Below are 11,734 nucleotides of genomic sequence, written 5' to 3' on the forward strand. Positions count from 1 at the left end.
ATGTTAGATGAAATTTTAAAAGTGATTATTGAAGAAGTGCTTGAAAAAGTGAAAGAAAAAAGAGATTAGAAATTAAAGGGGTTAAAGATGTTTGAACAAATTTTAGTAATTGTGGCGACAGAAGTAGTAAAAAAGGTTCTTGAAGAATTGGATGAGGAGTAAGGAGAAAGGTATGTTTGAGCTAGTGAGTAAGGCAATAGAAGTTGTAATTATTTTTAAGAAAGATAAAGATTAAGGAGAAAAGATGTTAGATGAAATTTTAAAAGTGATTATTGAAGAAGTGCTTGAAAAAGTGAAAGAAAAAAGAGATTAGAAATTAAAGGGGTTAAAGATGTTTGAACAAATTTTAGTAATTGTGGCGACAGAAGTAGTAAAAAAAGTACTTGAAGAATTGGATGAGGAGTAAGGAGAAAGGTATGTTTGAGCTAGTGAGTAAGGCAATAGAAGTTGTAATTATTTTTAAGAAAGATAAAGATTAAGGAGAAAAGATGTTAGATGAAATTTTAAAAGTGATTATTGAAGAAGTGCTTGAAAAAGTGAAAGAAAAAAGAGATTAGAAATTAAAGGGGTTAAAGATGTTTGAACAAATTTTAGTAATTGTGGCGACAGAAGTAGTAAAAAAAGTACTTGAAGAATTGGATGAGGAATAAGGAGAAAGGTATGTTTGAGCTAGTGAGTAAGGCAATAGAAGTTGTAATTATTTTTAAGAAAGATAAAGATTAAGGAGAAAAGATGTTAGATGAAATTTTAAAAGTGATTATTGAAGAAGTGCTTGAAAAAGTGAAAGAAAAAAGAGATTAGAAATTAAAGGGGTTAAAGATGTTTGAACAAATTTTAGTAATTGTGGCGACAGAAGTAGTAAAAAAGGTTCTTGAAGAATTGGATGAGGAGTAAGGAGAAAGGTATGTTTGAGCTAGTGAGTAAGGCAATAGAAGTTGTAATTATTTTTAAGAAAGATAAAGATTAAGGAGAAAAGATGTTAGATGAAATTTTAAAAGTGATTATTGAAGAAGTGCTTGAAAAAGTGAAAGAAAAAAGAGATTAGAAATTAAAGGGGTTAAAGATGTTTGAACAAATTTTAGTAATTGTGGCGACAGAAGTAGTAAAAAAGGTTCTTGAAGAATTGGATGAGGAGTAAGGAGAAAGGTATGTTTGAGCTAGTGAGTAAGGCAATAGAAGTTGTAATTATTTTTAAGAAAGATAAAGATTAAGGAGAAAAAATGTTGGATGAAATTTTAAAAGAGAAGTAGAAAGATGTTAATAATTAATTGAGTATGAGTGATTATGCAAGTATCAAGATTACGCTATCTTATCGCCTATGATGTTTGCGATCCTAAGCGATTATATAAAGTACATAAAAAAGTCGAGGCTTACGCTATTGGCGGGCAAAAATCATTTTATGAATGTTGGTTAACAAAAAATGAATTAAACCAATTTAAAAAAGAATTGATAGACTTGCTAGAATTAGGTGAAGATCGCATTTTTATTTTTCAAATTCCACCTAATACAGAGCCTCAGTTATTTGGAAAAGCAAAATTGCAGCCTATTTCCCCTTTTTTAATTATATAGAGAGGATTTATGTCTAGTTTATATATTGATCGAAAAGGTACAGAATTAAAATTAAATGGAGAGGTTTTAATTTTCTATGAAAATGGTGAAAGAATCGGTACTGTTCCACTAGCACCAATAGAACGCATTTATTTGAAAGGCGATGTGACCTTACAAGCATCATTACTTGCAACATTAGGAAAAAATGGTATTGGAATTATTAGCTTATCAGGTCGAAAAAATACGCCAACCTTATTTTTACCTCAACCTCATAATGATGCTTATCGTCGTTTAGCACAGTATGAACTTTCACATAATGAAAATTTCTGTCTTGCTTTTGCAAAAAAACTCATTCTGCTTAAATTGTCAGTACAGAAAGATTGGTTATGGCAAGCATCTAATGCTAGACAAGATAAAAAATCTCAATTAGAACCCAAAGTAAAAGAATTAGATGATTTGATTCATAGGATTGAGCAACAGAAAAATTTAGCCTCTTTAAGAGGGCTAGAAGGTCGAGCGGCTGCTGTTTATTTTTCTGCGCTAAGTTTATATTTGCCGAGTTCATTACGTTTTAAGGGTAGAAATCGTCGTCCTCCTAAAGATCCTTTTAATGCGGTTTTATCACTAAGCTATACCCTATTACACAGTGAAGCCGTATTAACAACTTATGGAGCAGGATTAGATCCTTATATTGGTTTTTATCATGTTCTAGATTTTGGGAGAGAGTCTCTGGCTTGTGATTTAATAGAGCCGATACGTCCTTTGATTGATAATTGGATAATAGGATTATTTCGTACAAAAGAATTAAGAGAAGAATATTTTTCAACAACATCATCAGGCTGTATGTTAGGGAAAACTGGGAGAATTAACTTTTATAAAGCTTATGAACAACAAGTGGCAAATTGGCGAAAAATACTAACAGAAAACTGTCGAGATATTATCAATTTATTCAACATGCCAAAATATAAAGAAATGGACTATATTCACTCACATAAACAAATTACAGAAATAGAATGGCAAACCTTATTAGACCACTATTATTTTAATCAAAAAATAATGATCCAAGATATTGAGTTTTATTTTTAATGTTATGAGACAAAATGAAAAAATATTTAATTGGTTATGATATTTCCAATGAAAAACGTTTACAGCGAATTTATCGGAAAATGTTAAAATATGCGACCCCAATACAATACAGTGTTTTTATTTTTGAAGGATCGGATACCCACTTACAAAAGTGTATTAACGATATTTTAATAATTCTTCACGAAAAAGAAGATGATCTACGTATTTACCCTTTACCAATGCGAGGATTGCAATGGCAAATTGGTAAACCAACATTTCCTGAGGGAATTATTTGGACGGGCTTACCGAGTGGATTTATTGGTTAATTTTAGGTAAAATATGACCGCTTTCTACTGTCGGAAGGGGAACTATAAATGAGAAGTTTTGTTTGTTTATTGAACAAGTTAATGGTTAAGTCTGCGATGTATTCAAAAAGTTGGAAACGCTATTTTGAAACTCTTGCTGCACAAGGCTTTGAGGTACCCCCACAGTAGAAATACACGCCCTGTTTTAAAGGGATTGAGACAAGTGAATGTTGAAGTTTTAAACATTTTCATTTTAGTAGAAATACACGCCCTGTTTTAAAGGGATTGAGACCTGCCCAAATTGTTGGGGATATGGCAATAAAACTGTAGAAATACACGCCCTGTTTTAAAGGGATTGAGACTTTTATGATCGTCTTGGTTTCTGATAGGTAATTCGTAGAAATACACGCCCTGTTTTAAAGGGATTGAGACGTTATAAACCAAACGCCCCAAGCCTTTTCTTAATCGGTAGAAATACACGCCCTGTTTTAAAGGGATTGAGACATAATTTTGGTTAAAAGTTCTTTTGTCATCACCACGTAGAAATACACGCCCTGTTTTAAAGGGATTGAGACCCATTTATGCAACTAACTACACCAAACAGAAGAAGTAGAAATACACGCCCTGTTTTAAAGGGATTGAGACTTTATATTTTTTGTTATACTTATAACCAGGTACTTCGTAGAAATACACGCCCTGTTTTAAAGGGATTGAGACAAACCTAACGCTTCAATAGCGTTGTATTCATTGAAGTAGAAATACACGCCCTGTTTTAAAGGGATTGAGACTAAGTTCATTTACCCAACCTTTAAGCTCTAAATAGTAGAAATACACGCCCTGTTTTAAAGGGATTGAGACTTTAAATTAAGGTTGTATTCATTCTGATTTTCTGTAGAAATACACGCCCTGTTTTAAAGGGATTGAGACATATCGCCTAATCGCTTTTTTCTTAACTCAACCAAGTAGAAATACACGCCCTGTTTTAAAGGGACTAAAATTTATCGTAAAGATAGGACATAATCTATCTTTACTGTAATTATTCATCGCAAACCATTTTTTAATGCCAACAATAAAAATCTAGGTTACAATTAGCTCTATCAATATGAATTAAACCAAATGTGAGTAAGGGCATTAGAATGGCGAGAAAACCACAGCAAGATTTTGAAACAACGTTGAAGCAACTTGAAGAGATTGTCACAAATTTAGAAAGCGGAGATTTACCGTTAGAAGAAGCATTAAATGAATTTGAAACTGCCGTAAAGCTAGTTAAAAAAGGGCAAGACCATTTGCAAAAAGCGGAGCAACGTATTCAAATTTTACTTCAAAAAGATGAACACGCCGAACTATCAGATTATCAATAAAACGGATTTTCAATGCAATATTCTTTATCTCTCGATTTAGTTGAAAAACAACAACGTGTGAATGGCTTTTTAACTGAGCAGTTACAAGGCTATAAAAATGCCAATTCACCTCTTTTTGACGCAATGAATTATGCGGTGTTGCTTGGCGGTAAGCGTGTGCGTCCTTTCTTGGTTTATTCAACAGGGCAGTTGCTTGGCGTGCCTTTGGAAAATTTGGATCACAGTGCCGCAGCGATTGAGTCTATTCACGCCTATTCTTTGGTACACGATGATTTGCCCGCAATGGATAATGATAGTCTGCGTCGTGGTAATCCTACTTGCCATATCGCTTTTGATGAGGCGACAGCGATTTTAGCTGGCGACGCATTGCAAACTTTTGCTTTTGAATTGTTGGTGCAAGATCCTTTTTTAACCCCTCAACAAAAAGTGGCTCAAATTCAAACTCTTGCGTTTGCCTCTGGGGCGAAGGGAATGTGTTTAGGGCAAAGTTTAGATTTAGAGGCAGAAAATCAAGCCGTATCATTGGACACCTTAGAGCATATTCATAGTAACAAAACAGGGGCGTTGATTGAGGCGGCGGTGCTGATGGGCTTTAATTTATCGGCATATTCAGATAATCAACAAATCAAACAATCTCTTATCAATTACGCTAAAGCGATTGGTCTAGCCTTTCAAGTTCAGGATGATATTTTGGATATTGTGGGCGATGTGAACAAAATCGGTAAAACAGTGGGAGCTGATGAATCGCTCAATAAAAGCACTTATCCAAAATTATTAGGTTTGGAAGGGGCAAAACAAAAAGCACAGTTACTTTATCAGCACGCCTTAGATTCACTGAATGAATTACCTTTTGATAGCACACCATTAAAAGCGTTAGCCGATTTTATCGTAAATCGAGACAGTTAAGCGGTCGGATTTTTATTAAAATTTGCAAATTTTTATTTTGGTAAATTTTAGAAAAAATATCACCGCTTAGCTATTTTTCAACACATCAAAAATCTTTTCCGCAAGGGCTTTGGAGATATTTGGTATGCTGGCAATTTCATCAAGGGTAGCAGATTTCACACCTTGCATTCCGCCGAGATATTTTAACAAGGCTTGGCGACGTTTTGCCCCTACGCCGTTAATGGATTCTAAGCCACTTTCTGTAAAGGCTTTTTGGCGTTTTTTACGGTGTCCTGTGATGGCGTGATTATGGGATTCATCGCGAATATGTTGGATCAAATGTAAAGCCAAACTTTCTGGTGGTAAGTGAATTTCTTTGTTGCCCCATTTACTGATAATCAAGGTTTCAAGCCCAGCTTTTCGTTCTACACCTTTGGATACACCAATTAAGAGCGGGTGCTGTTTATCCCAAGATACATTCATTTTATCAAAGGTTTCAATCGCTCGATTGAGTTGTCCTTTGCCTCCATCAATAAAAATAATATCAGGAATTTTGTCTTCTGGAAGTGTTTTGTTATAGCGTTTCAATAAGGCTTTTTCCATTGCGGCGTAGTCATCGCCCCCTGTAATGCCTTCAATATTAAAACGGCGATAGTCAGATTTTAAAATACCGTTTTGGTCAAACACCACGCACGATGCAATGGTTTGGTTACCCATTGTGTGACTGATATCAAAACATTCCATTCGTTTAATAGTCGGCATTTTTAAGACATCTTGTAGGGCTTTGTAACGTGCTTGAATATTACTGTTTTGCTGTAATTTTACGGTTAATGCCGTTTGAGCGTTGGTTTTGGCTAAGCGTAAATAATGATCTTTATCACCACGCACTTTACTGTCGATAATGGTCACTTTGCGTCCTGCTTGCTCAGTTAAAATCTGAGAAAGGGAATCCGTTTCTGTGAGTTTGTGATCAATAATAATTTGATTTGGGATAGTTCGATGTTGGTGCATTTGTAAATAAAATTGCCCAATAAAAGTATCGCAAAGCTCCGTCAAATCCGTGTTATTCGGTACTTTGGGAAAATAGCTACGATTACCTAAAATTTTGCCGTGTCGCACAAATAAAATATGTACACAGGCAATACCGTGTTGATAAGCGATAGAAATAATATCAAGATCGTCTAAGCGTTCATTTGCCACAAATTGTTTTTCAATTACAGCTCGCACTAGCTGAATTTGATCACGATAGCGAGCGGCTTCTTCAAAATCTAGATTTTCAGCGGCTTGTTCCATTTTTTGCACCAAGTGAGTGATAACTTGCTGGTCTTTTCCTTGTAGGAATAAACGGACAAATTGCACCTGTTGGTTATATTCCTCATCGGAGCAAACCTCTTTAACACAAGGGGCAAGGCAGCGTTTGATTTGATATTGTAAACACGGACGTGAACGGTTTTTATAGTAGCTATCCTGACATTGGCGGATCGGAAATAATTTTTGTAATAAATTTAAGGTCTCTCGCACTGCCGTTACATTTGGATAAGGGCCAAAATATTCGCCTTTAATTTTTTTTGAGCCACGAAATGCGGACAAGCGAGGGTGTTGATGATCGGTCAATAAAATATAGGGATAGGTTTTATCATCACGTAATAGCACGTTGTAGCGTGGTTTATGTTGTTTGATGTAGTTATGTTCGAGCAGTAATGCCTCAGTTTCAGAGTGGGTGATCGTAATATCAATATGGGCAATATTTGAAACCAGTGCTTGGGTTTTGCGACTGTTTACATTCGCCCTAAAATAACTTGCGAGACGCTTTTTGAGATCTTTGGCTTTGCCCACATAAATAATTACTTGTTTATCGTCATACATACGATAAACGCCAGATAAATTTGGGGTATTCTTTAAAAAAGTGTGGTAATCAAATGTTGTCATCAAAAGTAAGCGGTCATATTTTTTTAAGATTTTGCAAAATTATAGCAAATTTTTTTAGTGGACGAGATATAAAAAAACCGCACCCAAAAAGTGCGGTTTATTCGTATATCAATCTTTTATGAGATTACGCTTGACCGTAGTAAGCTTTCGTTAAGATTTCTTCCATATCTTCAACCATCGCAAGACGAGGGTTAGCTGGTGTACATTGGTCTTCAAAGGCGAGTAAAGCAAGTTCTTTACGTGCGTCTAAGTATTCTTTTTCATCAATACCTTGTGCTTTGAATGACATTTCAATACCACAACGTTCAGCAAGATCTTTTACTGCATTTGCAAAAGATTCTACCCCTTCTTGCGGTGTTGCTGCAGGTAAACCTAGCATTTTTGCAATATCTTGATATTTTGTATCCGCTTTATAGCTGTTGTATTTTGGCCACGTTGCCACTTTGGTTGGGCGAGTACCATTATAACGGATAACGTGTGGAAGCAAGATTGCATTTGCACGTCCGTGAACAGCATGGAAACGACCACCTAATTTATGTGCCATTGAGTGGTTAATTCCCAAGAATGCATTTGCAAACGCCATTCCCGCAATAGTTGAAGCGTTATGAATTTTCTCACGAGCTTCATCGTCCGCGTCTTTCACAGAGCGTTCTAGATATTCAAATACAAGTTTGATTGCTTGTAATGCTAAACCATCGGTATAGTCGTTTGCCATTACAGAAACATAAGCTTCAGTTGCGTGAGTTAACACGTCTAAACCAGTATCAGCAGCAATGCGTGATGGTACGGTCATAACCAATGCAGGGTCGATAATTGCGATTGTTGGTGTTAATGAGTAGTCTGCGATTGGGTATTTTTTATCGCCATCAGTGATAACCGCAAAAGGTGTTACTTCTGAACCTGTACCTGATGTTGTTGGGATACCCACAAATTTCGCTTTACGTCCTAATTGAGGGAATTTGAACGCACGTTTACGGATATCCATAAATTTCTGTACTAAATCACGGAAATCCACTTCTGGTTGTTCGTAGAATAACCACATTACTTTCGCAGCATCCATTGGTGAACCACCACCTAATGCGATAATGGTATCTGGTTGGAAGCTACGCATAAGTTCAGTACCACGACGTACGGTTTCAATGCTTGGATCTGGCTCAACATCAGCAAATAGTTGGTAAGTTACTTGATTTTTGCGTAAACGAAGTTGTTCTGCGATACGATCAACGAAACCTAAATCAACCATTGCACGGTCGGTGACGATCATTACGCGTTCCACATCTTTCATTGAACGAATATATTGAATTGAGTCTCGTTCAAAATAGATTTTTGAAGGAACTTTAAACCATTGCATATTATTTCTCCGTTTACCCACTCGTTTGATATTTAATAAATTCACAGCACTTACGTTATTACTCACTGAGTTTTTACCATAAGAACCACAGCCCAAAGTAAGTGATGGTAAGAATGAGTTATAAACATCACCGATACCTCCAAAGGTTGATGGTGAGTTCCATATAATACGGATTGCTTTTACACGTTCGCCAAATGTTTTAGATAACGCTTCATCCTTAGTGTGAATTGCCGCTGAGTGACCTAAGCCGTGAAAATTCACCATTGCTTCAGAAAGAGAAAGCCCTTCTTCAGTTGAATTAGATTTTAATAATGCAAGCACAGGGGATAATTTTTCACGAGTAAGTGGTTCAGCTTCACCTACTTCACTACACTCTGCTAATAAAATATTGGTTTTTTCTGGAACATCAAACCCAGCTTGTTTTGCAATCCAAGCTGCTGGTTTTCCAACTACGTCAGCATTTAATTTAGCACCGCTACAACTTGTTTTATTCGCTTTATCTACACCAAAAATGTATTTTTCAAGTAATGCTTTTTCTTTTTTATTTACGAGGTAAACGCCGTAAGATTGCATTTCTGCGATGAATTCTTTGTAGATTTCTTTATCAACGATTGCAGCCTGTTCTGAAGCACAGATCATACCGTTATCGAATGCTTTTGACATAACGATGTCATAAACTGCTTGTTTTACATTTGCTGTTTTTTCCACATAAGCAGGTACGTTACCAGCTCCAACACCTAATGCAGGTTTACCACAAGAATAAGCTGCTTCTACCATTGCATTACCACCTGTTGCAAGAATAGTTGCAATGCCTGAATGTTTCATTAGTGCTGATGTTCCCTCTAATGATGGCTTGGTGATCCATTGTACACAATCTTCTGGTGCACCAGCGGCAACAGCGGCATCGTAAACCACTTTAGCTGCATGAGCAGAACATTCTTGAGCCGATGGATGGAAAGCAAATACGATAGGGTTACGTGTTTTTAATGCAATTAGTGCTTTAAAAATAGTGGTTGATGTTGGGTTAGTAGTTGGCGTGATTCCACAAACTACACCCACTGGATCAGCAATTTCTGTGATCCCTGTGACTTTATTTTCACTGATAATCCCAGCGGTTTTTAAATGACGCATATTGTTTACAACGTATTCACAAGCAAACAGATTTTTGGTTGCTTTATCTTCAAATACGCCACGTCCAGTTTCTTCAACAGCGTGTAATGCTAACACACCGTGTTGATCTAGTGCTGCTACTGAAGCTTTAGCAACAATATAATCCACTTGTTCTTGATTCAGCTGGCGGAATTTTTCTAATGCAACCAATCCTTTCTCAACAAGTTGGTTTACTTCTGTTTGAGCGTCATAAGATTGAACAGATTTTACATCTTTAGTCATAGGTTTTCCTTAAAATAATTAAAAATTAAACTGGCTGAATTATCTCGTATTTGGAAAGTATTTGCTTCATTTATCCCAATAATTATTAAATATGCTGATCTAGATCAAATATATTGTTGAATATTTTTCAATAAAAATAACGTTTTCTTAACAAATATTTGTTTTTTGAGCATTTTTATTGTAAAAAAACAGATGTGAATAAAGATTAAGAGATTTTATTAAGTTTTATGTCATGTTGTTATATAATGGCTAGAATTTTAATAAATTAGAGTGGTTGCTTACATGATACAGTTTACAAATGTAAATAAAGCTTATAGAGGTGCAAGGCAACCAGCATTGCAGGGAATAAGTTTTCATTTACCTGTTGGACAAATGGCCTATTTAACGGGGCATTCGGGTGCTGGTAAAAGTACTTTATTGAAGTTGATTATGGGTATTGAACAAGCAAATGGTGGCAAAGTCTTGTTTAATGGGCATGACATTACTCGATTATCCTCCCGAGAATTACCTTTCTTACGCCGTCAAATTGGTATGGTTCATCAAAATTTTAGTTTACTCACAGATCGTACGGTTCTAGATAATGTTGCATTGCCTCTTATTATTATGGGCGTTCGCCAATCTATTGTTGAAAGAGAGGCAAGAGTTGCCTTAGAACGAGTAGGGCTTGCAGATAAAGCACATTTCTTACCTTTACAACTTTCTGGTGGGGAGCAACAACGTGTTGATATTGCAAGAGCAATCATTCATCGTCCTCAACTATTACTTGCGGATGAACCGACCGGAAATTTAGATAATAATCTTTCATCTGAAATTTTTCATCTGTTTGAGGAATTTAATGAAATGGGTACAACGGTTCTAGTGGCAACACACGATACTAATATTATTAGTCAACGTCCTAAGCCTTGTCTTGTATTAGAAAATGGTCATTTAAAAAATTAAGGGATTATGATGTCTTCTTCAATTAACACATTTAGTGTGCAGACACGCTATATTTTAAGAACGGTTTGGCAGGATTTTGCGAGACGTAAATTGAGTACCTTGCTTACCATTTTAGTTATTTCAGTTTCTTTAACGATTCCGATGGTAGGCTATTTGTTGTGGAAAAATACACATCACGCGGCGACTGAATTTTATCCAGAGCAAGAGTTGACCATTTATTTGCACAGAAATTTATCTAGTCACGATGTGGAATATTTAGTGAATAGAATTCGTCAGTTTGAGCCAGATAAAATAGAAAAAGTCGATTTTATTTCTCGAGAGCAAAGTTTGGCGGATTTTAAAACTTGGTCAGGATTTGGCGAAGCATTAGCGATTTTAGATGATAATCCACTTCCGGCTATCGTTACCGTGAAACCAAAATCAGAATTTGCAAAAAATAGTATGATGATTGTTTTCAGGGATCAACTACAAAAGATGAAAGGCGTTCAGGAAGTGCGTCTTGATAATGCGTGGCTAGAAAAATTAACAGCACTGACTTGGTTAATGAAACAAGCGGCGATAGTGTGTGGCATATTGATGTCAATTTCGGTTTTCTTGGTGATTGGAAACAGTGTTAGAACCGATGTTTCCAACAATAAAGAGACAATTAAAGTGATGCAATTAGTGGGTGCAACGGAATATTTTATTGCACGTCGCTTTATTCATACGGGTATATTTTATGGTTTATTTGGAAGCCTATTAGCGATCGTATTTAGTTCGCTTATTATTGGTTATTTCACCAGTATCGTGAGATACGTCACAGAATTATTTGTTGTAAAATTTGAATTAAACAGCTTCCATTTTAGTGAAGTAACATTTATTACGATTTTTTGTGTCTTTATCGGCTGGCTATCCGCATTATTGGCAACAAATAAATATATTCGCCAGCTAGGTTCATAATGATTATTAGATATAAAAAC

Annotated in this window: 9 protein-coding genes and 1 CRISPR repeat array; of the genes, 7 read left to right on the top strand and 2 right to left on the bottom strand. The window is 35.8% G+C overall.

The annotated features are described in order from the left end of the window. The first annotated feature begins 1,284 nt into the window (after positions 1-1,284). From cas2 (DYE60_RS01775) to ispA, 5 genes are all read left to right on the top strand, one after another. Positions 1,285-1,569: a CRISPR-associated endonuclease Cas2 gene (gene cas2 / locus DYE60_RS01775; RefSeq protein WP_115314926.1), complete on the top strand. Its 285-nt coding sequence runs from the start codon at positions 1,285-1,287 to the stop codon at positions 1,567-1,569. Positions 1,570-1,578: 9 nt separating this feature from the next. Continuing rightward, a complete protein-coding gene (gene cas1 / locus DYE60_RS01780; protein WP_115314927.1) occupies positions 1,579-2,634 on the top strand; it encodes a CRISPR-associated endonuclease Cas1 in 1,056 nt (351 codons plus the stop codon). A 14-nt stretch (positions 2,635-2,648) separates the two neighbouring features. Continuing rightward, positions 2,649-2,939: a CRISPR-associated endonuclease Cas2 gene (cas2, locus tag DYE60_RS01785; RefSeq protein ID WP_115314928.1), complete on the top strand. Its 291-nt coding sequence runs from the start codon at positions 2,649-2,651 to the stop codon at positions 2,937-2,939. Between the two features lie 164 nt (positions 2,940-3,103). Continuing rightward, positions 3,104-3,916: direct repeats of the CRISPR family, unit length 36 nt; unit sequence GTAGAAATACACGCCCTGTTTTAAAGGGATTGAGAC. Positions 3,917-4,054: 138 nt separating this feature from the next. After that, complete coding sequence (gene xseB / locus DYE60_RS01790) at positions 4,055-4,279, top strand: exodeoxyribonuclease VII small subunit (protein ID WP_115314929.1); 225 nt, start codon at positions 4,055-4,057, stop codon at positions 4,277-4,279. 12 nt (positions 4,280-4,291) lie between these two features. Next, the gene (gene ispA, locus DYE60_RS01795; RefSeq protein ID WP_115314931.1) at positions 4,292-5,185 is read left to right on the top strand and encodes a (2E,6E)-farnesyl diphosphate synthase; all 894 of its coding nucleotides are present in this window, start codon (positions 4,292-4,294) and stop codon (positions 5,183-5,185) included. A 66-nt stretch (positions 5,186-5,251) separates the two neighbouring features. Here ispA and uvrC read toward each other — a convergent pair whose 3' ends face one another. Next, complete coding sequence (gene uvrC / locus DYE60_RS01800; protein WP_115314932.1) at positions 5,252-7,093, bottom strand: excinuclease ABC subunit UvrC; 1,842 nt, start codon at positions 7,091-7,093, stop codon at positions 5,252-5,254. 124 nt (positions 7,094-7,217) lie between these two features. Beyond that, positions 7,218-9,836, bottom strand: a complete 2,619-nt coding sequence (gene adhE / locus DYE60_RS01805; RefSeq protein ID WP_115314933.1) for a bifunctional acetaldehyde-CoA/alcohol dehydrogenase — start codon at positions 9,834-9,836, stop codon at positions 7,218-7,220. A 282-nt stretch (positions 9,837-10,118) separates the two neighbouring features. Here adhE and ftsE point away from each other — a divergent pair, with 282 nt between their 5' ends. Together ftsE and ftsX are read left to right on the top strand one after the other, a co-directional pair. Beyond that, positions 10,119-10,775 carry a cell division ATP-binding protein FtsE gene (gene ftsE, locus DYE60_RS01810; RefSeq protein WP_115314934.1) on the top strand — a complete coding sequence of 219 codons (657 nt, stop codon included), beginning with the start codon at positions 10,119-10,121 and terminating at the stop codon, positions 10,773-10,775. A gap of 9 nt (positions 10,776-10,784) precedes the next feature. Next, complete coding sequence (ftsX, locus tag DYE60_RS01815) at positions 10,785-11,714, top strand: permease-like cell division protein FtsX (RefSeq protein WP_115314935.1); 930 nt, start codon at positions 10,785-10,787, stop codon at positions 11,712-11,714. Positions 11,715-11,734 lie beyond the last annotated feature (20 nt).

Origin of the sequence: Phocoenobacter uteri, from assembly GCF_900454895.1 — a bacterium.
Taxonomy (GTDB): Bacteria; Pseudomonadota; Gammaproteobacteria; order Enterobacterales; family Pasteurellaceae; genus Phocoenobacter; species Phocoenobacter uteri.

What these genes read in the sequence shown, in the direction of transcription:
- cas2 (WP_115314926.1), top strand. Translation starts at nt 1,285, where the DNA reads ATGCAAGTATCAAGATTACGCTATCTTATCGCCTATGATGTTTGCGAT.
- cas1 (WP_115314927.1), top strand. Translation starts at nt 1,579, where the DNA reads ATGTCTAGTTTATATATTGATCGAAAAGGTACAGAATTAAAATTAAAT.
- cas2 (WP_115314928.1), top strand. Translation starts at nt 2,649, where the DNA reads ATGAAAAAATATTTAATTGGTTATGATATTTCCAATGAAAAACGTTTA.
- xseB (WP_115314929.1), top strand. Translation starts at nt 4,055, where the DNA reads ATGGCGAGAAAACCACAGCAAGATTTTGAAACAACGTTGAAGCAACTT.
- ispA (WP_115314931.1), top strand. Translation starts at nt 4,292, where the DNA reads ATGCAATATTCTTTATCTCTCGATTTAGTTGAAAAACAACAACGTGTG.
- uvrC (WP_115314932.1), bottom strand. Translation starts at nt 7,093, where the DNA reads ATGACAACATTTGATTACCACACTTTTTTAAAGAATACCCCAAATTTA.
- adhE (WP_115314933.1), bottom strand. Translation starts at nt 9,836, where the DNA reads ATGACTAAAGATGTAAAATCTGTTCAATCTTATGACGCTCAAACAGAA.
- ftsE (WP_115314934.1), top strand. Translation starts at nt 10,119, where the DNA reads ATGATACAGTTTACAAATGTAAATAAAGCTTATAGAGGTGCAAGGCAA.
- ftsX (WP_115314935.1), top strand. Translation starts at nt 10,785, where the DNA reads ATGTCTTCTTCAATTAACACATTTAGTGTGCAGACACGCTATATTTTA.